The organism is Taibaiella soli (assembly GCF_003236175.1).
Lineage (GTDB): Bacteria > Bacteroidota > Bacteroidia > Chitinophagales > Chitinophagaceae > QKTW01.
Genome location: NZ_QKTW01000027.1, coordinates 68,291 through 92,793 on the forward strand (window position 1 = coordinate 68,291; position 24,503 = coordinate 92,793).

Sequence of the window (24,503 nt, forward strand, 5' to 3'; positions counted from 1 at the left end):
TATAAATCCACAGTATCTATAGTTCGACATGCACCTTCGGCAACATGTCGAACAGCAGGATATAGAACGTTTAAGGTGGTGCATTAAATTGAATCGGAGTATGATTGAATAACTAGCAAAACGCTTCAAATGAATTTCAGATCATCTATACTTTTCGCAACAACGCTGATCGCGTGCTGCTGTTTTTCTATTCCGAAAATAAACGCGCAACCATTAGGTATCGCCTGGCAAAAAACAATTGGGTGCATGGGGATTGAATTGGGTACAAGTTTTATTATCGATGACGAAGGATATTATGTAATAGCTGGTCAGGCAGGGGACTCCTGCGAATATACAGGTCATTACTCTGGCTTCATGGACGGATGGGTCGTTAAGTTGGATAGTCTGGGCAATAAAATATGGTCGGCCACTGCCGGTGGCGATTCCGCTGATGCTTTCGTTAAAATAAAACAAACTTCGGATGGCGGCTACATTGCTGTGGGTTCTACCAGATCCGTTATTGGTGCCAATATCAAGAGGGGGCATGACGATTTCTGGATTGTAAAATTCAGTAGAAACGGTAGCATACTTTGGCAGAAAACTTATGGCACTGCTGATTTTGATTTCGCTTGGGATGTTGCTGAAACGAAGAATGGTTATTTTGTAGTTGGCTTTGCCGGTGGACAAAACAGTGGTACTGTCGATGGCGATCTTACCAATAGCAAAGGTGGTCCGTGCGATGCCTGGATTATTAAACTGGATACTTCTGGCAATTTGCTTTGGGAGAAAACCTATGGCAGCAGTGGCGCCGATAATTATTTCGTCATTCAGCAAACACCAGATTCCAATTTTATTCTGGCGGGCAAAGTAGGCGCGATGAACAGTGATGTAACTGCTCCCGTAAATGGTCACGATGCTATATTTCTTCAGAAAATGGATACTGCGGGAAATATCCTTTGGACTAAAAACTATGGAGGTTCCGTCTTTCAAATACCTCAACTGATCTTTCAGGACCCCGATGGCGGCTATCTGCTCGGTGCAAAAACTACCTCAGATGATTTGGATGTATCGTCCAACTACGGTGGTTATGACATGTGGGCAATTCGTACGAACGATACCGGCAAAATCCTCTGGCAGAAAACATATGGCGGTACTAAAGATGATGATTTCGATGCCATCGTAAAAAGTAAAGAAGGTGGCTATATGTTTTTCGGATCAGCGAATTCAGATGATTTCGACGCGGTGGGCAATCATGGGGCTTATACCGATGCGCTGGTGATCAAGGTAAATGACACAGGTGCTATTGCGTGGCATCAGATGTATGGCGGTAGTCTCGGAGATGGGGCGGGCGATGCATATCAACTTAGTGACAGTTCGTATATATTTGCTGGCGGAACGAATTCTCATAACGGAGATGTGGTTTCAACCTTGCCTAATGGTGGTACCTGGATTGTTAAACTGAAGAAGGACGTAAACACCGGTGTCGCCAACCTGAACAAAGAATCAGGCCTTCGTGTTTATCCAACGATCACACAAGACATCATTACTGTTGACGCTGCCTATGATATTTCAAAAGCTTCGGTACAATTGTTTGATCTCTCTGGAAAGAAAATAGCTGTTCCATTTACTAAAAGCAATCGTCAGTTTGTTTTGCAGACCGGCAGCCTCGCTTCTGGAATGTATTTTGTAAATGTAAGAACAGGTAGGGAAGAAAGAACGTTCAAGATTGTGATCAATTAACAATAATGGTCGGACGACTCAAAGTCGTCTGACCATTATTGTAGGAATTTTATACCAAATAATATTGACATTTGACATTTCACATTTCACCAAACTGTCAACTGTCAACTGTCAACTGTCAACTGTCAACTCTCAGCTGCCAATTGAATAAGCGAGGTATGTAGTTCCAGTACTTGCGGTATCACCGCCACGGTATCATCGTTCGTAATTACATACCGACAGCGACTCATTTTCTCCTCTTCGTTCATTTGTTTGGAAAGTCGTTCCAAAACTTGTTCATGGGAGATGTTATCCCTTTTCATGGCGCGTGCAATGCGCACCTCCTGCGGCGCGTACACACCAATCATAATGTCTACTTCCTTATCGCTGCCACTTTCGAAGAAAAGCGCCGCTTCTTTAATAGCATATGGAGTAGTTTGTATTTCCATCCAACGTTTGCCGTAGGCGATAGTAGCTGGATGTGTGAGTGCGTTTAATGCCTGTAGCTTTTTACGGTCATTGAATGCCACCGATGCGATAAACGGACGATTGAGCTTGCTGTTTTCATAGGCAGCTTCGCCAAACAATGCTTTGATATCAGATATGAGTTTTGCATCGTTTTCCATCAGCCATTTGGCTGCATCGTCGGCATTAAAAACAGGAATGCCAAGTGTACGGAACACTTGGCATACTGTAGATTTTCCCGAACCAATGCCGCCTGTAACACCTACTTTAAGCATGATTCTTATGGTTTAGATCTTGAAAAGATTATTTAGTTGTAGCTGGAACGCCTTCTGCTTTCTTACGGGCAGCAGCTGTCATTTCCATAGAAACCGCAGAACGTTCGATAGTCATGAAGCTATTGTTACCTACTTCGATTTTCAGTGTACCGTCGTCGTTGATACGGTTGATGGTAGCGTGGATACCTGCAGTTGTTACGATTTTATCGCCAACGTTAGTGCCTTCAGCGAATTTTTTCGCTTCTTTAGCACGTTTAGCTTGCGGACGGATCATGAAGAAGTACATCACCACGATCATACCGATCATAATAAACAAAGAAGGCATTGCGCTTGGTTGACCTTGCAATAAAACAGTCAGATTTACGAACATATCTAATTTTAATTGTGAAGTTTAATTAATTATTTTCTGCCGGTATTACTTCCGCTTTAATATAAAGCATGAGCGTACCGCGTTTCCCATTTGTATTAATTGTAACCGTTTTCTCCTGATGGTTTGGTTTTCCTGCCGTGTTGAATTTTACTTTCATTACGCCTGGCTGGCCCGGTTGTATTGGCTCTCTCGGATATTCCGGAACCGTACAGCCGCAAGAGCCCATAGCGCCGGCAATAATCAAAGGGGATTTGCCATTATTTTTAAAAGCGAAATCATATTCTACGATCTCTCCTTCATGAACGGTGCCGAAATTATGAAAAGTATCCACAAAATCCATCGTTGGCATTTCTTCCATCGTTTTGGAATCGGTACCGTCTGCTGAATGCGGGTTGTGAACCAGGTCGGTCGACAGCAGGTTTTTATTCTGCATATCGTCGTTTGTGTTTTTGCCCGAATTACAAGCAGCGAGCGCGCCTGTTGCAAAAGTTACCAGAAGAATGTTTTTGATCAGTTTCATCGTGTGGCAAAGTTATGGTTTACGAACACGTTCCTGCTTACGGATAAGATTTTCTTTTTCAAGATCTTTCAGAATATTATCAAGTACGCCGTTTACAAACTGACCGCTTTGAGGCGTGCTGTACATTTTGGCAACTTCGATGTATTCGTTGATCGTTACTTTAGTAGGAATAGTAGGGAAGTAAAGCAGTTCGCAAACACCCATACGCAGCAGCAACAAATCGATCAGGGCAACACGTTCAGCGTCCCAGTTGATCAGTTTCGGCTGAATCAGCTCCATGCAGTAATCTTCTTTGTCCATTACAGTATGCAGCAGTTCATGCGCGTATTCACGTTTTTCGCCAGAGATCAGATTCAGGAAGTTTACTTTAGTGTTGTTCTTGAAAAAGTTTTCCATCAACATAAAAGTCATTTCCTTGTCGTCTTCCCATCCGTTCAGTTCTTCAGAGAAAAACTCAAGCAATGCTTCATTGTTCAGCATCAGGTTTTCCCAGATGTGCTGAATAATCGCTTTCTCTGTTTTTGGATTCCGTTGCTGTACTGCTATATAATCCAGGTACTCGTCTGTTTTGGCGAGCTGCTGGTACAATTTCTTGATCCATTCTTCGTCCACAAACGTTTCGAGGCTGGCGTCTTTTACTTTACTTACAAAAGTAGCGTTAGAGAGGATTTGCCACAGGTATTCATTGCCGGCGATCTTAGTACTTACAGATTTATCTTCTGAAGTTGGCAGGTATTTTGATGCACGCTGCAATGCGTCCGTTTCGGAATATTGCGCTACGCGTGTTACATATAAAATAGTAGTAGTAAAAAGATCTAAAGAGCGGGCAAGCTTATCATTCAGAATATTAGAACCAATTCTCTTGTTCAATTCCTGTTCTCCGGGTTCCATGGTAGCGAGCGTGTACAATGTCTGCATCACCTTCACCCGGATATTTCTGCGGCTTATCATAATACGTAAAGAACCTGTTTTTAGCGGCGCAAAGATAATGTTTTGTGTCAATTTTTGCGCATTTAAGGTAAAATTAGTTTTATCTTAACGCCCAGTTTATTAATAATAATTACTCAGGTAAATGACACAATCGCAAAGGGAAACAAACGATAAAAAACTTAAGAACAGCTATTTAGCAGTGATTGTCATATTTCTTATATGCCTTTTTAATGTCGCCGTTTTCCGTAGTGTACCCAACGCAAAGTTAATCGTTTGGGTATCTTCTGCCGGTGCCTTTATCAGTTTACTCGCATTGGTCCTGCTCTTCGGCCGATTGAAGAAAAACAAATAAGCACAAGAATTACACGTTTTAAGCCGCTTGCGAATATACATTACTAACTAAAACTCCACCAATCAACTATTCTGCCACATTTTTGACAATTCGCTGTTTGGCGAGTTTTGACAGAATAACGCTTGCTTCCTGAGCTTTTTGGGTGCCCAGCAGTAATTTCTTTTCGTCTTTACCAATTATTTGAATGCCCATTTTGCCGGAAACACACAGTGCGCGGCCTTTTCTTTTGCCCATGGAATAGCGGATGCCCCAACCACCATATTCCAGTATTGCGTTGTATTCACGTACGTAGACGTTCTCTACCTGCGACCAGAGCATTTTCTTTTTACCAACCAGCGGGAAAAAGCTGAACGTAATGCCTTCTTCATCAATTTCTACGTCCATCCGGGCCGAATACATTAGTAATATACCGCCCAGTGTCGTGATAATAAGTATAATGGAAACCCACATCGGCATTGGTTGCTTACCTGGCTGTGCGCCGGTAATTATGTGCGAATACACAGGCCACAAAAGGCCTAATGCTATAAACATGATAATGAGCCAAAGCCAGGGCTGACGGAATTTCTGAGTCTCGCGGAACATATTTTACTTGAAATCTGCTGCAAATCTGCAAAAAATTATGGTAATTTCGCACCGGTGCCAAACCTCGAGATGACAATGATAATTCCGTATCTTATTGTCACATAGCCTCAAGCGTAAGTTTGAGGCTTTTTTATTTTAAGTCAAAAACAAATACTGACGGCATCTCTCTCGTTATGTGGTTTGAGAAAACCTACTCTTTGGGGGTATTTTTGACTTTTTAATTTTGACTTTTAATTTATAAATCGAAGATAAGATTCCGTTTGCGCTTCCAGCGACCATTTTGGCTGCTGATACATTTGTGGTTTTAGTTTTTCTATCGCCTCCGGCAAATGTTGCAGCACATTTGAAAAGTGCTCCAGAGAATAGAAAACAGCGTTTTCCTGAAAATCCTGGTATTCCTTAAAGTCTTCCAACATCAGCAAGGGCTTTTTGTAAGCAAACGCCATATTATATGCACCACTGATCTGGTAAATTTTGTATTTCATAAAGCCATCGTTGCCCGGATGGATCAATGGTGCCACAATATCACAGACTTTCAGATAGGCATGAAAAAGTGCATTGTCCACAAAACTGTCCCAGAAAATAAAATAACGTTCTACGTCCAGTTCTTTCGCAAGTGCTTTCAGTTCGTCGCCATTAGCGTGTTTATGTTTGCTATTTCCAAGCAATAGAAATCGATAATTCGGTTTTTCGGCTAATGCGGCAAAAGTGCGGATTAGCGTTTCATAATCGCGTCGTTTATTTTCTACCTGACCAGGAATCGCAATCCAGCATTGATCTTTCGGTTTTTCAATGGCAGGTGCGCCGGCAAATTCCGGAAAGAAAATAGAGTAGTAGCTTTTAAAACGGATGCCATGATTCGGAACCAGCTTCAGGTTATCGACCAGATAATCGTTCAGCAAAAACTGGCGGCGCACGCGCGTGCTCATGATGCGTTGCGTAAGGCTGCCTTTGAGTTTATTAATGCCGTGCAGAGTTCCGGCAAAAACGGTTTTCTTCGGAAACGGCAACATCGTAAAATCTCGGATGGTGCGGCCGTGCAACGAATTGAGAACGACTGTACCGATCTGGTTGCCGGCGATATGATTACGGATTTTCCAGAGCAGTTTCAGCTTCTGTAAGTGCGACTGATGATCAAAAGGAAAGAAAAGCACTTCATCGGCGATACCAAAATCAGCTACCTGTTTGCGCAGATTTTCCGAACAGATAAGGGTAACGTGATAATTTCCCCGTTTTAAAAACAAAAGCTGGCTGTACAAACATTCATCGTGTGAGCCGTCTATTTCTATTAAAGCCGCCTTGTTGTGAGTCATCTGCCAAAAGTACAAGTCCGTTGAAAAATATCAAAGAACCGTTAAGAATGATGAAGCTCACCTTTTTACGGCAGAATTAAACTAGTATGACTTAATAATAAATTAACTTTGGCGCAAAATTTAAATAATGTCTTATACACAAAAAGCCTGGCAAAATCTCAAAAGTCTCTTCCAGGTTTATTTGTTGGGAATAATATTTTTCGCTGCTTTCCGCCTGTTGTTGGTTTTGTTGAATATTTCGGAACTGCAATACATTACCAAGAATAAATGGTTCTTGCTGGGCGAAGCCTTTGGCATGGGTATCCGGTTTGACACTGTGATTGCCTGCTATATTATGGCCATTCCGGTTTTTCTGACCACTGTATTCTTCTTACTTAAACGGTTTCCGCTTTTTGTGCTCCGGCTTATTTATTTTTTTATCGGCCTGCTTTTCATCAGCGCTTTTGTAATCTGCTGTTTCGATATTCCGTTTTTCAATCATTTCTTTAGCCGTCTCAATAATACCATTTTCAACTGGAATGGTCATGCGGCCTGGGGCATTAAAATGATCTTTCAGGATCCCAAATATTTTGGCTTCTTTTTCGTGCTTGGCGGCTTCAGCGCCATTTTTCTCTATTTTCTGAGAAGAATCCGTAAACAACATCAGTTAGCGTTACCGACACTGGCTGATGAAATGAAAAAGAAACAATATTTTGTGTTCGGGCCTTCTATTCTGCTGTTATTTGGTTTTGTGTTTTTAGGTATTCGTGGCCGTGCAGAAGAAAAATCTCCCATTATTCCGGGCACCGCTTATTTTTCCGATTATCCTTTTATCAATCAGCTGGGGCTGAATCCTGTTTTTACACTCATGCGCAGCTGGCTGGATAGCCAGAATCCGGAGAATAAAGAATTGCATTGGCTTAAAGATGGCGATGCATTGACCACTATGCATCAGTTGTTGGGTGGTGATCCGATGTTACAGTATGTTTCGCCGATTGCGCGTATGCAGCACACTGATCCTGTTTTTAAAGGACGCAATGTTGTTGTGGTGATTATGGAAAGTATGTCGGCAGCAAAAATGGGCCGTTTCGGAAATCCTGATAACATGACACCATTCCTCGATAGTCTCGCTACGCAATGCTGGTCTTTCGATAGCGTTTTCAGTGCAGGCATGCATACTTATAATGGCATTTATACTACCTTATTTGCTCATCCGGCTTTGATGAAAAAACATACGATGGATCATGTGACTGTCCCGCGTATGGCTGGTTTTCCAAATACGTTGAATAAGCTGGGTTATCAAACAAACTTCTTTACAACGCATGATGAACTGTTTGATAATATGTCGGGCTTTATGCTGGCAAATGAAGTAAAAACGGTATTTGGTCAAAAAGATTATCCATCTGCAGAGGTAAGAAGCACACTTGGCGTTACCGACGAGTACTTGTTTAAATATGCAGTGCCGAAGTTGAGTGATCAGGCCGCCAAAGGTCCTTTCTTCGCCGCTTTGATGACCGCTTCCGATCATGATCCGTTTGTGGTGCCCACTGATCAGGGATTTACGCCGCACAATAAAGAGAAGTCTAAGCAGATCGTAGAATATGCCGACTGGTCAATCCGGAAGTTTATAGAATTCGCCTCAAAAGAGCCGTGGTACAATAATACAGTTTTTGTTTTCGTCGCAGATCATGGTGGCTATATTGGTCCGAACGCATATGATGTGGCATTTAGTTATCATCATATTCCGTTCCTGGTATTTGCGCCGGGCGCGAATGGTACGCAGCCGCGCGCGATCAAAACACTGGGTCTTCAGACCGATGTTTTCCCGACAGTAGCAAGTCAGGTAATTCCGGATTTTATCAATAATACATTTGGTATTAATCTGCTTCAGGATAAACGTCCGTATATCGTATTTTCTTCGGACGAAAAGCTTTCCTGTATGAATGACAGCCTCCTTTACATCTATCGCGAAGATGCTAACGAAGGACTGTACCGCTATCGTAATAATGACGTGAAAGATATCAGCGCGCAATATCCGAAGCTGACGGACAGTATGCGCCACGTAGCGTTTGCATGGCTGCAGACTTCGCAATGGATGATCAATAACGGGAAAACCAAATAGCCTAAAAGATTAATATATTAAAAAGTTAAAATGGCGCGAATTTTTGATTCGCGCCGTTTTATTTCCGGCCTTTGTGGAAAAGGCTTTTGGCCTTTAGTTTTAAGCCTTATGCTTTGTGCTTTGCGCTTATAAGTTTTAATCTAATTTTGTGCCATGCAATCCGGCAAGCACCAGGTTTTTCAAACACAATCTCCCACGCGTTGGCAAAGATTTAAGTGGACATTTCGTATCGTAGGTTTTATTGTCATTTTGTTATGTGCCATTCTTGCGGTGGCGCTGGTGAAAGTGTACAATCCTTCACTGCCGCAGTTGAAGGAGCAGGGAGAGCAATACAAAGCCATTCTTCAGCCGGATAAATATGCGCTGATCAAAGAAAATAAGATCAACAAAGAATATCGTGGTTTCCGCAAATACATCAATGCAAAGTGGACACGTGGTAAAAACATAAAATACGTTTCAAAGGCGGATAGTATGCATGCTATTGGTGCGCCGATACGTGCGGCGTTTTATGTGGCGTGGGATGCACAATCTTATTTTTCGCTGCGCAATAACATTTCCAAGCTCAATATGATCCTGCCGGAATGGTTCTTTATCGATCCGGTGGCTGATACATTAAAGACCAATATGGATCAGCGCGCATTGTTCCTGGTAAAAATGTCGGGTGTAAGAGTGGTGCCGGTGCTTTCCAATTTCTATCATGATAATTTCAACGGCGAGTCTATTCACCGCATTATGACTACGCCTGCTAAAAAAGAGCGGCTGATCAACGATCTGGTGCGCACGTTGAAACGCTACAAATTTTCCGGAATCAATATCGATTTCGAAGAGTTAAAAGAGGAAACCGACGAAGCAGTTATCGCATTTATGCGCGATGTATACACGCGTTTGCATGCGGAAAACTTACTGGTTACGCAAGACGTTTCACCATTCAATGACGATTATAATTATAAAGAGCTGGTCAAATACAATGATTATATCTTTTTGATGGGTTATGATCAGCATAACAATGGCACCAAGGCAGGACCGATTAGTTCGCAGAAATGGGTGGAGGCTGCAGTTGATGAAGCAACCAAACACGTGCCGCAAGACAAGCTGATTCTTTGTATGGCTTGTTATGGTTATGACTGGCCGAGAAATTCGCAGGGTAGAGATTTAACTTATGAGGAAGCGCTTTCAGTCGCAGAACATTCCGGAGCGAAGGTTGATTTTGATAATGATACCTACAATCTGAAATACACTTATAAAGATGATAATGGCATAGACCATGATGTTCATTTTACCGATGCCGCAACCAATTTCAATACGATGCGCTTTGCCGTTGAATACGGACTGGCAGGCGTTTCGATCTGGCGTTTAGGTGCGGAAGATTCACGTTTGTGGTGGTTTTACAATAAAGATTTAAGTAAAAAATCGCTAACGACTTTCGACTTTAACCTGATGAACCGCGTGAAGGCCAGCAATGACGTGGACTATATTGGCGAAGGTGAGGTTCTGGATGTTTTGAGCACTCCGAAAGATGGTAGTATCAGCATGGAAATTGATTCTTCAGAACAACTGATCAGTGAGGAGCATTACGAGAGTCTGCCGTCTATGTTTGTTGTAAAGAAATACGGTAATGCAAAAAAGAAAATTGTATTGTCTTTTGATGACGGACCTGATCCTCTTTACACGCCTCAAGTGTTGGACATTCTGAAAAAGGAAAAGGTGCCTGCTGTATTTTTTCTGGTGGGTATCAATGCGGAAAATAATATTCCGTTGGTAAAACGTATTTACCGGGAAGGTTATGAAATCGGCAGTCACTCGTTTACCCATCCCAACATGGCTGAGATCAGTCACAGGCGGGCTGTATTGGAATTGAACGCAACCAGGCTGCTGATAGAATGTATTACCGGGCATTCGACGGTAATGTTCCGGGCACCGTACAATGCAGACTCGGAGCCCGAAACCATGGAGGAACTTCTGCCGGTGGCACTGGCCAAGCAATATAATTATCTGACCATTGGTGAATCCATTGATCCGAATGATTGGGAACCCGATGTTTCAGCCGATTCTATTTATAGCCGTGTGTTGCAACAGCAGGATGAAGGCAATATTATTTTGTTGCACGACGCAGGCGGCGACCGCAGTGCGACTGTAAAAGCATTGCCGCGCCTCATTAAATATTTCAAAAGCCAGGGCTATCAGTTCACAACGATTGCTGATCTGGTAGGAAAAAAGAAAGATGAATTGATGCCGCCAGTTCCGAGAAGCAGTGGTTACTATTTTGTACAATTCAATTACTATATCGCGGCCATAGGTTACTGGGGCGGCCGTATCATTTTTGCCACATTCCTGGTTTGTATTGTGCTGGCGATGTTGCGTACTCTTTTTATGGCAGTGCTGGCTTCATTAGAACACAGAAGAGAAAAGAAAGAAAACCTGCCGTATCTCGCAGATAGTCCGCTGGTGAGTATCATCGTTCCTGCATATAATGAAGAAGTCAATGCGGTTCGCTCAGTGCAAAATCTGCTGAAAAGCGACTATCCGAACTTCAATATCATTTTTGTGGACGACGGAAGCAAAGATGATACCTATGCACGTGTACACGCAGCTTTTGAAAATGATAACCGTGTAAAAGTATTTACCAAAGTAAACGGAGGTAAAGCATCGGCACTCAATTTTGGAATTTTACAGGCCGAGGCGGAATATGTGATCTGTATTGATGCTGATACGCATTTACCTGCCGACGCATTGAAAGAACTCATGAAGCATTTTGCAAATGAGGACGTAGGTGCGGTAGCGGGCAACGTAAAAGTGGGTAACGAAGTAAACATGCTCACGCGTTGGCAAAGTATCGAGTATATCACCAGTCAGAATTTCGACCGTAAGGCATTTGCTTATATTAATGCGATTACCGTGGTGCCGGGTGCAATCGGTGCATTCCGCAAGGAAGCAATTGAAGATGCAGGCGGGTTTACCAGCGACACCTTTGCCGAAGACTGTGATCTTACGATCCGGATTTTGCGCAGCGGTTATATTATTAAAAACGACAACAAAGCACTGGCATTAACTGAGGTTCCGGAAACGCGTAAAATGTTCCTGAAACAACGTTTCCGCTGGACATTCGGCGTGATGCAGGCATTTTGGAAAAACCGCGATGCGTTATTTAACTCAGCCTATAAAAGTCTGGGTTGGGTGGCATTGCCTAATATCCTGATTTTCCAGATTTTGATTCCGATGCTGGCACCGCTGGCAGAAGTATTTATGATCATCGGTATTTTAACAGGAAATGGTCTTCAGATACTGGAATATTACGCGATCTTTATGTTGGTAGACATTGCAGTAGCGGTCGTCGCTTTTATGTTTGAACGGGAAAAGATCCATAAATTATTATGGCTGATTCCACAACGTATCGCGTATCGCTGGCTGATGCTTTATGTATTGTTTAAAGCTGTTCGTCGTGCGATAAAAGGTGAACTGCAAAGCTGGGGTGTATTGAAACGCACAGGAAATGTGGCATTGACTGACTAAGGGCTTGTTCAGGTATTGGACAGGCTCCAAAACCAACAACTATGAGCAAATCAATTTTCATCGTCAAGATTACGTATGTAAGACCAACCGAAGAGATAGATGCCTTGCTGGAATCACATGGAAAATTTCTGGAAAAGCATTTTCATACAGGAAGATTTATCAGCGCGGGCCGGCAGTTGCCAAGAACGGGCGGTATTATTCTCTGTCATGGTGCCGATAAGCTGGAGGTTGCCCAATTACTTACAGAAGATCCGTTTTATGTGAATAAAGTAGCCGATTACGATATTATTGAATTTACGGCTTCTAAAGCATCCAACGACTTCCGGACATTGCTTGATAATTTAGGATAAGGAATAAACATAAATGAGTACTGCAGAAAATTCTATTCTCGGTCTGAAAATGCCTACCGATCCACGCTGGGTAGATCTGGCCTCTATCTCGTTAGAAGAAGTATTGACCGACCATGCGTTTTGTGAACAGAAAGCGGCGACGCAATGTATTTCGCTAATTCAGCGCTATCCGGAAAAAATTGAACTGGTAAATGCACTGGCGCCGATTGTCACTGAAGAGTGGGGGCATTTCAGAATGGTTTGGGCGGAAATGAAAAAACGTGGTTTTACTTTGGGCAAACAGCGTAAAGATGATTATGTGAATCTGCTGTTGCAAAACGAACCGAAAGGAATTCCCGGCGAGGATAAACTCTTGCATAAACTGATGATTTGTGCGTTGATTGAAGCACGAAGCTGCGAACGTTTTCGTTTGCTTTCCGAAAATCTGGAAGAAGAGGCACTGCGCAAATTCTATTATAAATTCATGATCTCCGAAGCAGGTCATTACCGTTTGTTTATTGATCTCGCTTCGCAATATTATGACGCGGTGAAAGTGCGCGCTGCCTGGCAGCAATGGTTGCAGATCGAAGAAAAAGTGCTGCAGGAATTAGTGCCGAGGGGAGACAGAATGCATTAAAAAATCAAAAGTCAAAAAACTCAAAGACGAAGGTTTTTTCTGGCGCTTGTCACCCCGAGCGGAGCCGAAGGGTAAAAACCTCAAACATAGCACTTACCACTTAAAACATAGAACTCTTTCCATAGACCATATATCCAAAGTTTTCCGGGAGCCGATTGTTGTGTTGCACAACGAAGATTAATACTCCCGGAATGTTTCGTTTGTAAACTAATTTTTAATGTTTCATAGGCTATATCCAATCGACAATGGGCTGACCTTAAAATAATTAAAAAATCGTACCTTGTTTTTTAAACGCGATCATTGTTTTAAGTCTTATAACTGTCTATTATGGATATGTTTTTACATAATAAAAGAGCTTATATAATACTGTTCTTTTTCCTTTTCCCTGTCTTTCGGCTTCTGTTGACTGATGTAAATGCTCAGGAAACTAATTATAATATCGTTTTAAAGAAAAAAACGATATCTAATCCAGTGCCAAATGCAAGTGTATGGATCGATAGTTTTAAGCAGACTAAACCTCAGGAAGCATCGCAAGTACTGGTTCAATTCAATCATTTGCCTACGGCGGAAGAAAGAAATCTTTGCCTGCGAAACGGCATTCAGTTAATGCAGTATATCTCCGGCAATGCATTTATTGCGCTCATTCAACCGAACGTAAACAATGCTGCTGCGCAATCACTTCGTGCGATTATACCGATGGATGGTAACTGGAAAATTGATCCTTCTGTAAAAATTACTCCAGGTAAAAAAATAAACGTCACTGCCACCTTTCTAAAAAGTATTTCAAAAGAAGATGCGGAAAAATGGATAGTACATTGCAATGGCTCCGTTGTTGACTATTCACTCTGGAAAATGAACAGCTGCAAAGTTTCGGTTCCGGCAAATAAGCTGGCAGAACTTGCCGGTTGGTATGGAGTAGAATATATCAGCCATGAAGTAAATATTGTTCCGCTCAATTTTGAATCGCGCAATGCGACAAAAGCAAATGCACTGACACGTGCCGTACAATACGGTGGTCGTGGACTTACAGGTGAAGGTGTGACAGTAGGTGTGGGCGATAATGTATCTGGTGTTTATCACATCGATTTAAAAGACCGTATTACCAATTTCAATCCTTCTGCCTATACTGATCACGGACAACATACCAATGGTACTGTAGGTGGCGCAGGCACCGTAGATCCGAAAGGGGAAGGTTTTGCACCGCATGTGCGTTTGCTCGATCACTTGTACGATGTGGTGCTGACAGAAACACCAGGCATGCATCAGCAGTACAACATGACGCTGACTAATAACTCGTATGCGGCTATCATAGGCAATTGTGCTTATGCAGGTACTTATGATGCGTTGGCCCAGTTTACCGATCAGTTGGCTTTAGATAATCCGGAAGTACTGCATGTATTTGCAGGCGGCAACGATGGCTACATGACTTGTGCACCGTATGCTCCAGGGTTTGCGACTGTCACTGGCGGTTACCAGCCGGCGAAAAATGTTTTGGATGTGGCCGGCATCTGGAAATACCTTAATACATATACCAGCTTTTCGAGGGGACCGATAAAAGACGGACGTCTGAAACCTGAAATTTCGGCTGTAGGTGTTTCTGTATATTCTACAAAAGGTGGCGATGCCTACCTTTCTGCAGGCGGTACCAGTATGGCTTGTCCTAATGTGACAGGTTCTGCCGCTTTACTGACGGAACGTTATAAACAATTGCATACCGGCAATCCAAAAGCTTCCTTGCTGAAATGTCTGTTGATGAATGGCGCAACTGATATCGATAATCCGGGACCCGATTATATGGCCGGGTTTGGTATTATGAATGTGGCGCATTCTTTGTCTATGTTGGAAAACAACCGCTACGCAATCAGTACAGTCAATCAGGGTAGCCAAAATACAAGCACTATTACCGTTCCTGCAAATACGGCGCAACTTAAAGTGATGCTCTACTGGCCAGATAGCGCAGCTAGTCCAATTGCGGCTACACAGCTTATCAACGATCTGGATCTGCAGGTTACCGATCCTTCTTCTGTAACACATTTACCGCTGATTCTTGACCCGACACCTGCCAACGTGAATAACCTTGCTGTAGAAGGTGCAGATCACCTCAACAACGTGGAACAGGTGACAATCAATAACCCTGCAGCCGGTACGTACACTGTTAATGTAAAAGGATTTTCCGTTCCGGGTGGCACGCAAGAATATGTGCTGGCTTATGATTTCATTCAGACCGGATTAAAAATGATGTATCCGGTTGCCGGCGATAACTATTATACGGGTGATTCGCTGCGTATTTACTGGGAAGCTTCTAACGGCGCCGATCCTTTTCAATTGGAATTCTCTTCAGATAACGGTGGTACCTGGACGACCCTCAGCAGTACTATTGATCCGAATGCCCGGTATTTCTCATGGTTTACGCCAAACATTAGTTCAGAGCAATGCAAATTCCGTTTAACACGGCCCGGCCAGCAAGACGTGGCTGGTAATTTCGTAATTGCACCGCAGCCTGTCGTAACACTCAATAGTGTGCAGTGCCCTGGGTATATTTCTATTGGTTGGAATTCGGTTCCGAATGCAACTAGTTATGAGATTCTTCGCAAAAATGGATTTTATCTTCAGGCGGTTGATACCGTTACTGCTACCAATTATGTGTTCTCCGGACTCTCGCTCGATAGCTTTTATTATGTAGCTGTTCGGCCATTGATCAACGGTGGGGCCGGCTGGCGTAGTAAAGCAATCAGAGTACAGCCGAACACAGGAACTTGCGCCGGCAATATTTCTGATGGAGATCTGAGCGTTTATAAAATCACCAGTCCGGGCAGTGGTCGCAAATTTACCAGTTCGCAATTAGGTGCCAACGAGCCAATCACAGTGCAGCTGCGTAATCTCGACGATGTAACGGCAGCCAACTACAAGCTTTCCTGGAAAATCAACAACAATGCCTGGCAATCGATCAATATGACCAATCCATTGCCGGCTAATAATTACACAACACTAAGTTTTACAAACGCTGATTTCTCAGCGCCGGGTAACTATACAATCACTGTGGCTGTTACTAATCTGGCAATGACTGATCCGGTACATGGTAATGATACTGCTGCGTTCACTATTCGTCAGTTGAATAATGATACCATGCATCTTACCGGAAACGGTTATCTGCAGGATTTCGAAACCGCAGGAACCGAAACCGTGACAAATGATTCACTCGGTGTACTTGATGATGAACATTGGGATTTCAATCATCTGAATGATACTTCCAGATTGCGCTTTGCGGTAGCACCAGATGTAAGCATTACAGGCAATAAATCTGCGAGTATGGATTTGAGTCAGGTACTGTTCACACCTGCGAATAACTATCTCACTGGTACTTTCAATATGGGGGCTTATGACACATCCAAAGATGAAGTACGCCTGGAGTTTGATTATCGCTTGTCGGGTCGCCCGAAATATCAGGATGGCAATCAGGTTTGGATACGCAGTAATGATCAGGGTGCCTGGTACAATGTTTATAACTATGATACAATTCAGGCCAATAGCCAGGTTGTTAACTCTGGTTCATTGTCGTTGACATCGGTACTTGCAGCGGCGCACGAAAACTTTACTTCCAGTATGCAGATCCGTTTCGGGCAAAATGATACCGCTGTTATTTCAACTTATAACTATGGTAACGGCGTAACACTCGACAACATTAAACTCTATACCGTAAAAAATGATGTGGCGCTCCTGAGTATCATACAGCCAAAAGCTAACGGCTGCAGTTTAACCGCTCAGGAACCTTTATCTGTACAGGTTTATAATAACTACTTCCAGGCACAATCTAATGTCCATATTTATTATCAGCTAGATGGAGCCACTCCGGTTCAGGAAACAATTGCTTCTATTGCAGCAAAGGATACCATCATTTACAATTTCACGCATACGCTCGATCTTTCTGCATTCGGCAGTCATACTTTAAATGTATGGCTCGTGGCAAATGGAGATACTTATCCGGCGAATGACAGTATCATGGGTACGCAAATCCGCAATCAGCCATTGCTTTCGTCATTCCCTTATCTGGAGAACTTTGAAAATGGCACTGGTTATTGGTATGCGGCAGGAACAAACAATTCCTGGGCATTCGGAACGCCTGCATCTGTAAAAATCAAAAAAGCCGCAAGCGGTACCAATGCCTGGAAGACAAATCTGACTGGTTCTTACAACGCGTTGGAGCGCTCTTATCTTTATTCACCTTGTTTTGATCTTACGAATCTAACCAATCCGATGCTGAGCTTCAGCATGGCTTATGATCTCGAAAACTGTGGTTCCGCAATCTGTGATGTGGCTTACGTAGAATATGCAATCAACGACACAAACTGGACCAGACTTGGCGCTTATGGACAAGGCACAAACTGGTATGATTCTAACCAGGTCTGGAACGAACAAGATATGACGCGCTGGCATGTAGCATCTATCCCGTTGCCAACATCATTGCAGACGGTGCGTTTCCGTTTTGTACTGAATTCTGATCAGGGCTCACAGCGTGAAGGTCTCGCAATTGATGACATTCATATTTTCGATCTGGCCTATCCTGTTTATCAGGGCGACAATTCCGGAACGGTAACGCAAACGGCCAGTGCCGGACAATGGACCAACTTTATCAAAAACGGCCAGTTATTAGCACAGATCAATGCCGTTCAGTCGCTCGGACAAACGGACGTGTCTGCCTATATGCACGATCAGTTTTATGACACCAGCAGTGCGCAATACTATTTGCCAGAAAATTTCGTGGTGAACGTGGCGACCCAACCAACTGACAGTGTAACTGCAAGATTCTACGTCAGCGATTCAGATGTCGTACGCATGGTTGGCGGCACTGGTTGCAGCGAATGCAATATTCCACAAGATGCTTATTCACTCGGCGTTACCCGTTATCACAGCGATTCGAAAAATCTCGAAAATGGTTCACTGACAGATAACGTAAACGGTACCTACAGTTTTACACCGTATGCGCAGATCAAGTGGGTACCTTATGACAAAGGTTATTATGCAGAATTAAAAGTGCCTTCATTCTCCGAATTCTGGTTCAATGACGGAATGCCGGGACTGCAATCTCCTTTAGGTATCTCCAATATTGTATTTGACGCCCGTAAAGCGAGTACTACAACAGCTTTGGCAACCTGGAGCGCATCGATTGACGCCTCTGTAGACCACTACGTATTACAACGCTCTACAGATGGAAGCAGCTATACGGATATTTATACGGTCGGCAGCCAACACAGTACTTCGCAGACCTATAACTATGTAGACACGCCAAACGTTGCATTAGGCGGAACGGTTTATTACCGTGTACATTATTATATGCAGAGCGGCGACGATTATTATACCTATTTCCGCAAAATAGTTTGGACGGAAGCCAATCAGCTGATCAGCCTGTTCCCGAACCCGATTGTGGATGGTACTATTACTGTAGTTTGGAGCGCTAACCCCTGTACTGCAATGGATGTAAATGTGTTTGATCTTTTAGGCAGAAAAGCACGCGAGTTCCATGTGCCGGCTACCGATTGGAACAATGTCTCTAAACTTAACATGACTGGCTTCGGCACCGGAATTTATATTTTCCATATCGCTATTGGCGACAACAAATACAACCAGCGCGTATTGGTTCATTAAAAAATAATGCCTGATTTTTATTCAAATTAAAAGTTGTTACATCTAAAATCGATAACTTAGTATAAGAATTTAGATATATGTCTTAAACGTAGCGAAAATATCCGGTAGAGATCTTTAGCATAGGGCTTCAAAAAACACCACATACATAACAAGTAGTCTTTTTATTCTTCACATAAAAAACACGGATTATTATGAAAAAGTTTTTTACGCTTTTATCTGTTTCAGTCTTTTCACTGTTTGCAGCGGAAAGAGCCACAGCCACCACGCACATGGTCATGGTTGCGGATTTCACTTTCAATCCGAATCAGTTTACAATGAATCTGGGCGATACCGTGCTCTGGATGTGGTCTAGCGGAACGCACAATACCACAAGTACCAACATACCTAGCGGCGCAGCTTCCTGGGGAAATCCAATTGATGGATCGCATACCACTTTTGCATACGTACCGGCCGTCGCTGGGACCTATAATTATGAATGTACATTTCACGTAAGTTCAGGTATGACTGGAACATTTATCGTTACCGGTTCTACTAATGTACCGGCAGTAAATAATCCAACTCCATTTAGCGTAGCGCCAAATCCTGCTTCCGGCATGGTAACGATTCAAACAGATATGATCAATCCATCAATCAGCATTTACGATTGTGCAGGCAGAGCTATTTCGCTCGTGCATATCGTGAAAAACGGCAATCAGATGTTGTTGGATGTAGCACCGTTTCCTGCAGGTATGTATGTACTGAGACTTACTTCCGGCGATCAATCGCAATTGCAGAAGATTGTTGTCGTGCACTAAATTAATTGAGATTGAATCTTTGTTGACCTGTGTTTGATATGCGAATCCAAAACCAGGTTTTTAGTAAACAAAATGCATAACTAATAAACAGGCGATAATGAATTATCGCCTGTTTTATTTTCGGGTGTATCTATTTTATACCTGGGAAATGTGAGTATTCCTGAAGCGTTTTTGACCGCTGTCTCAGCTCAAAAAACAGACTTTCAGGATCCGCTCCTGTGGCTGGTTCTAGACACTGCCAAAAATCGTCCTTAGGATTTGCCCAACTCGTAAGGACGAGTTGGCAAAGTCTTCCTTACGAGTTGAGCAACTCGTCCGTATGATTTACTCCCGTTGTCATGCTGAGCGGAGTCGAAGCATTGTGTGATGGTCCTTCGACTCCGCTCAGCCTGCCGTTTTTTGCGGAAACCCATGTATTACACTCACGTTTGTCATCCGGCATATTGTGTACCCACATTATACAGGACGTCTCCTTAAAACGGCTGACATCGGCAACACACACAGGGTCATCCCACGGAATATAAAACCCGCTGTAACTTAAAACGCACAACTCAAGACTAGAAACTTACAGCGGAATTACAATCGATTTGTACGTAGTGCCGTAGCCCGCCCAGATACCGAGCGCTCCGCCGAGGATATTAGTTTTCACATTGACCGGAGAAACAAACGGACTACCAACCGTTCCGGTAGAATATTCCAGCGTATTGTAGAAATTATAAACGCCTTTATCAATCGCACACCATTTTATTACAACCGTATCTCCCACACGCGCTTTTCCGACAGAATCAAAATCCGGATTTTTGGAATGATCATAACCCAGGTTCATGCGGTAAGACACCGTAGATCCATTGATGATATCATCATTAAATACCGAATTGATCCACGGATAAAACGGTCCGCCATTCGTACTCGTAAAGTAACGGAAACTATTGCCGAGCGTGTCAGGGTCTGTATATTTAAACCAAACCACACGTATATTCGGCGTGTTTACTGTATCCGTTTTTTCCGCCCAGAGTGAGTCTAGCGGCTTAGGGTTCGGAATCTTTGTAGTGGATGTGTACGTTTTTCCTTCAAACGCAATATTGAGCGTGTAATAATGTTCCAGCTGACCTACAAACGAAAACGAGGTTGGGTCGCTCGAATCTACACTATAGATATAAAAACTATAGCTTACGTTTTGCACCACAGAATCGATCTGATATTCCCGGAGTTTTACCGTTCTTGACCCATCCGAAACGGAAATGACGGCGCCGTGCACATAAGTATTCGCAAGGGTAGAAAGGTCGACGGTAGGCGAGTAGCCGATCGATTTGCTAAGAATCACATATGGTGGCAAACCAGTCTCTATGACGCCTTGCACCACTAATTGCGATTCGCCGTTGCTAAGGTTTATATGTACTTCTTTCTCGCAGGAAACCAGACTCAATATCAAAATAAAAACAGCTGCTAATCCAAAGCTGGCATAACGGCTGCGTCTATTTCGAATCCGGTTCATCATGAGTCATTTTTCCTATTACAAATCTAAGGAAGTTGCATGTTATAAGTCGTAAGATTTACGCTAATGTATAGTTAGCGTTATTGGTAGTTATTTCAGCAGCAGGACAGTCGTGCGTCATCAGCTTTCGTCCCGCTGTACACTATTACTCCTCGCTCGTTCCTCGCTGTGGGGTAACCGTTTCCATCGGGGCTATCATCCCGGCAGCAGCATTTCAATTTTACAACCAGTACTTAAAACTGTGTAATCGAATCCAACCGTCATATTGAAAAGTTCCGTCTATACGCATATGAAAAACCTATTACTCTTTCTCAGCGCCTTGTTGCTCAACGCTGTCCTGTCATCAGCCCAAACCATTGTTCGTGTTACGCCCTTAGGTGGCGGCACAAAAGATGGATCTTCCTGGGCCAATGCTAAAAGTGCTGATTCCTTGCAACCGATCCTCCGGCGATTAGGTGCCGGAAACGAAATCTGGGTAGCTGCAGGAACCTATAAGCCGCACCATTTCTCGAGGGACACTTCCTTTGCCATTAGTAACAAATTACAGGTCTACGGCGGTTTTGCCGGTACCGAAACACAACGCAGCCAGCGAAACTGGAACACCAACGTAACCATCCTTTCCGGCGATATCGGTGTACCAAATGATTCGACCGACAACAGCTTTCATGTGGTCACATTTGATTTCAACGATTCCACCACCGTCCTCGATGGGTTTACCATCCGCGACGGACAAGCGGATTCTAACGGTAACTGGCACTATACCGGCGGCGGTATCCGGCTGACCAGCGTCAGCTTTGTAAATCCGCAGATATCCAACTGCATCATCAGAAATAATTTTGCACTGAAAGGCGGTGGTGGTATTACGGCAATCGCTTTTGGAGAAGTCGCGATGCGGCTGAAGAACTGTTATTTTACCGAGAATTCGTCTGCGGGTAGTTGGGGCGGCGGCAGCATTCTGCTCTATTCTCTTTCCACTAATGCCATTCAGCGACCCGTTATCGACAGCTGTACATTCTTCAGCAATTACGCTACAGATACACTGCAAGGGGCTGGCGCCGGTATTTGTATGATTTCATATGAGGGTACACGCGCAAATCCAGTTATTAAACACTGTCTGTTTCAGGCCAACAAAGCAAGAGGTGGCGCTGCGATCTGTGTTAACTCGGGATACATGAACACATCATCGGTTGGGGCTATTTATACCACAACTACCATTGACAGTTGTGTATTCACGCAAAATTCCGGTACGATAGCACCTGCTGTATTCAATATAAGTGATAAAACAACACATGCCAGCCTGCGCGTTTTACACTCGCAGATCTACAATAATTCTTCTTACCCGAATGGTGTCATCTTTTCATCGGATGATGAGGCCGCAGGTACGTATAATGTTTATGAAGGTTGCATTTTCCACGATAACAGCGGTTATGGTGCATTAGATCTTCGTCCCGGAAACGGTACCAATGACACAACACATATTACCAACTGTCTTTTCTATAATTCGCTGCAGTCGGGTATTATTGGTTATTCGGTGGGGGACGGCGCCCATGGGCATCTGTATGTAAACGGCGTGACAGCCTATGTTGATTCTACCCGGGCACAGACGATTACAGACGGGCTTGTGCTTAATGGGGCCAGCAACAGTCCAGGCATGCCATATGGCCCTTGCTCTTCAGAAGCATATATCAGCAATTCCATTCTCTGGTACGATACACCCTGGTGGATGGTTGGTCTTTTCGCACTATCTGTAAAGACAGTTCAGTACGGTCAGAGTGCCGTCGCTACCACGCATGTGAACAACAGTATCGTCAGAATGGTGAATAATCAGTGGCCGAACGGAACTATCGGCGGGCAATTTGACTACGGCATAAATGGCGGGGGTAATAAAAATGCAGATCCGAAATTCCGAAATTATGCACAGTATGATTTCCGGCTGCGTTGCGGATCACCGGCAATAGATTCAGGCAGCAATGCATTGGTGCCTGCAGGTATCACAACAGACCTCGCTGGTAACGCCCGCATCAGCAATACAACAGTAGACATCGGATGTTTTGAAGCAGATTCATTACCTGCGCCAATTGCAATGCCAACCGTTACCGATACTGGCCTGGCGGCGCACTGTACCGCATCTTTTAATATGACACCAGACAGTGTGCGCTGGGATTTCGGCGATGGACAAAGCAGCACAGCAATGAACCCCGTACATACTTATACAAGCCCGGGCATTTATCAGATTTGCCTCAAAATTTACACCAGCTGCGGCAGCGCACAAACTTGTCTGGCCGATACAATCAAACAGACTTCGCCGACCTCCGTCAATAACGTAAATAGTATTGCCGCAAAACTGAGTATTTATCCAAATCCAGTTCAGAACACAGTCCACATTGATGGATTGACAGACCAGACGATTGCGCGCATATACAATCTGACGGGCAGCCTCGTAATGGAACAGACATTAAATGCGGGTGAAAACGAAATAAATTTGGCGCCACTTTCTTCGGGAATGTATGTACTGAAATTAAGTGCGGCAAATGAAGCACAGCAAACATTCAAGCTCGTTAAGCAATAGATGCGGCGAGTGGTACGTTTTAAGTAGTAAGTATTGAGTTGAATAAAATGCAAAGAAAAACGCCGGACACATCGTCCGGCGTTCTCTTTATATCTATTAAATAAGCGATGATTCGCAGCTTAAAACGCGTATTTCCCATCCGGTGTATACATTACCGGCAATAGTTTGTGTGTCCGTTCAAAATAATCATAATCACCTTTCAGATTTACCCAGAATCGTTGTTTCGTAGTATCTGCTGCATACTGACGACCCAGGAAGTTAAGACCCCTGCGATCAAAACGCACCGGATAGATATGTACCGGAATATAGTTTTCGCCGTTCAGTTTAGCGTTCATACAAAGAATGTAAATCTCCTGGATCACAGGATCTGTCATCGGCAAACATCCGATCGTTACACAGCCACCATGAATATAAACATCACCGCCCGGACGTTGTTTATCGCCCAGTATCATGTCTGAATAATTCGGATAGTTCAGCAGCAGTGAGAGATAAAAATCACTTTTCGGATTAAAGTCGTCGATGAAATAAAGCCCTTCCGGTACCTGACGGTCACCTTCATAGCGTTTTGGTCCGAGGATGCCGGACAAAGCACATACACGATACAGTTTCACCATTTTGTATTGTGCGGTATCAACATCGCGGGCCCAGAGTTCCATTTCATTCTGGCCTTTAAAAGCACGGATGAAAATATCTTTAGGCGGATAAGCCAGCCCTTTTTCCTCAAACATTTTGCGGAGGCTGTCATTACATTTTGCCCATGCCTGAGATACACGGGTAAAAGAGAATTGGAAATTTCGGAACGTCGACGCGTCATCCTGCGCTTTAGCGCTCAAAAAACAACAAACGGCGAACAGACTTAATACTACGTTCCGGATCTGCTTTATATACATCATGAAAAAATGGCAATGATAAATGAACCC

General features: G+C 43.5%; 16 protein-coding genes. 8 read left to right on the forward strand and 8 right to left on the reverse strand.

Features of this window, described 5'->3' with window-relative positions:
• Positions 1–129 precede the first annotated feature (129 nt).
• Complete coding sequence (locus DN068_RS20120; RefSeq protein WP_111000744.1) at positions 130–1,719, forward strand: T9SS type A sorting domain-containing protein; 1,590 nt, start codon at positions 130–132, stop codon at positions 1,717–1,719.
• A 125-nt stretch (positions 1,720–1,844) separates the two neighbouring features.
• Here the strand turns inward: DN068_RS20120 and coaE are convergent, their stop codons facing one another.
• From coaE to DN068_RS20155, 6 genes are all read right to left on the reverse strand, one after another.
• Positions 1,845–2,438: a dephospho-CoA kinase gene (gene coaE, locus DN068_RS20125; RefSeq protein ID WP_111000745.1), complete on the reverse strand. Its 594-nt coding sequence runs from the start codon at positions 2,436–2,438 to the stop codon at positions 1,845–1,847.
• A 28-nt stretch (positions 2,439–2,466) separates the two neighbouring features.
• Positions 2,467–2,808: a preprotein translocase subunit YajC gene (yajC, locus tag DN068_RS20130; protein ID WP_111000746.1), complete on the reverse strand. Its 342-nt coding sequence runs from the start codon at positions 2,806–2,808 to the stop codon at positions 2,467–2,469.
• Between the two features lie 25 nt (positions 2,809–2,833).
• Positions 2,834–3,328, reverse strand: a complete 495-nt coding sequence (locus DN068_RS20135; RefSeq protein WP_111000747.1) for a DUF1573 domain-containing protein — start codon at positions 3,326–3,328, stop codon at positions 2,834–2,836.
• Positions 3,329–3,340: 12 nt separating this feature from the next.
• Complete coding sequence (nusB, locus tag DN068_RS20140; RefSeq protein WP_243630346.1) at positions 3,341–4,330, reverse strand: transcription antitermination factor NusB; 990 nt, start codon at positions 4,328–4,330, stop codon at positions 3,341–3,343.
• A gap of 346 nt (positions 4,331–4,676) precedes the next feature.
• Entirely contained in the window at positions 4,677–5,192 is a 516-nt protein-coding gene (locus DN068_RS20150; RefSeq protein ID WP_111000750.1) for a hypothetical protein, read from the reverse strand.
• 230 nt (positions 5,193–5,422) lie between these two features.
• Positions 5,423–6,505 (reverse strand): glycosyltransferase family protein, encoded by a 1,083-nt coding sequence (locus tag DN068_RS20155; RefSeq protein ID WP_111000751.1) that lies wholly within the window; start codon positions 6,503–6,505, stop codon positions 5,423–5,425.
• Positions 6,506–6,632: 127 nt separating this feature from the next.
• On the opposite strand from DN068_RS20155, the gene DN068_RS20160 reads away from it, so the two are divergent.
• The 6 genes from DN068_RS20160 (at position 6,633) to DN068_RS20185 (ending at position 19,519) form a co-directional block, all read left to right on the forward strand.
• Positions 6,633–8,606 (forward strand): LTA synthase family protein, encoded by a 1,974-nt coding sequence (locus DN068_RS20160; RefSeq protein WP_111000752.1) that lies wholly within the window; start codon positions 6,633–6,635, stop codon positions 8,604–8,606.
• Between the two features lie 153 nt (positions 8,607–8,759).
• Positions 8,760–12,116, forward strand: coding sequence for a glycosyltransferase (locus DN068_RS20165; protein WP_111000753.1), 3,357 nt, complete (start codon positions 8,760–8,762; stop codon positions 12,114–12,116).
• A 41-nt stretch (positions 12,117–12,157) separates the two neighbouring features.
• Entirely contained in the window at positions 12,158–12,466 is a 309-nt protein-coding gene (locus tag DN068_RS20170; protein ID WP_207799067.1) for a YciI family protein, read from the forward strand.
• A 13-nt stretch (positions 12,467–12,479) separates the two neighbouring features.
• Positions 12,480–13,082, forward strand: coding sequence for a tRNA-(ms[2]io[6]A)-hydroxylase (miaE, locus tag DN068_RS20175; RefSeq protein ID WP_111000754.1), 603 nt, complete (start codon positions 12,480–12,482; stop codon positions 13,080–13,082).
• Positions 13,083–13,409: 327 nt separating this feature from the next.
• Complete coding sequence (locus tag DN068_RS20180) at positions 13,410–18,725, forward strand: S8 family peptidase (RefSeq protein WP_111000755.1); 5,316 nt, start codon at positions 13,410–13,412, stop codon at positions 18,723–18,725.
• Positions 18,726–18,916: 191 nt separating this feature from the next.
• Positions 18,917–19,519: a T9SS type A sorting domain-containing protein gene (locus DN068_RS20185; RefSeq protein WP_111000756.1), complete on the forward strand. Its 603-nt coding sequence runs from the start codon at positions 18,917–18,919 to the stop codon at positions 19,517–19,519.
• A gap of 565 nt (positions 19,520–20,084) precedes the next feature.
• Here DN068_RS20185 and DN068_RS20190 read toward each other — a convergent pair.
• The gene (locus tag DN068_RS20190) at positions 20,085–21,017 is read right to left on the reverse strand and encodes a DUF4249 domain-containing protein (RefSeq protein WP_111000757.1); all 933 of its coding nucleotides are present in this window, start codon (positions 21,015–21,017) and stop codon (positions 20,085–20,087) included.
• 286 nt (positions 21,018–21,303) lie between these two features.
• On the opposite strand from DN068_RS20190, the gene DN068_RS20195 reads away from it, so the two are divergent.
• Positions 21,304–23,583 carry a T9SS type A sorting domain-containing protein gene (locus tag DN068_RS20195; RefSeq protein ID WP_111000758.1) on the forward strand — a complete coding sequence of 760 codons (2,280 nt, stop codon included), beginning with the start codon at positions 21,304–21,306 and terminating at the stop codon, positions 23,581–23,583.
• Positions 23,584–23,702: 119 nt separating this feature from the next.
• Here the strand turns inward: DN068_RS20195 and DN068_RS20200 are convergent, their stop codons facing one another.
• The gene (locus DN068_RS20200; protein ID WP_123985426.1) at positions 23,703–24,476 is read right to left on the reverse strand and encodes a L,D-transpeptidase family protein; all 774 of its coding nucleotides are present in this window, start codon (positions 24,474–24,476) and stop codon (positions 23,703–23,705) included.
• Between the last annotated feature and the right edge of the window lie 27 nt (positions 24,477–24,503).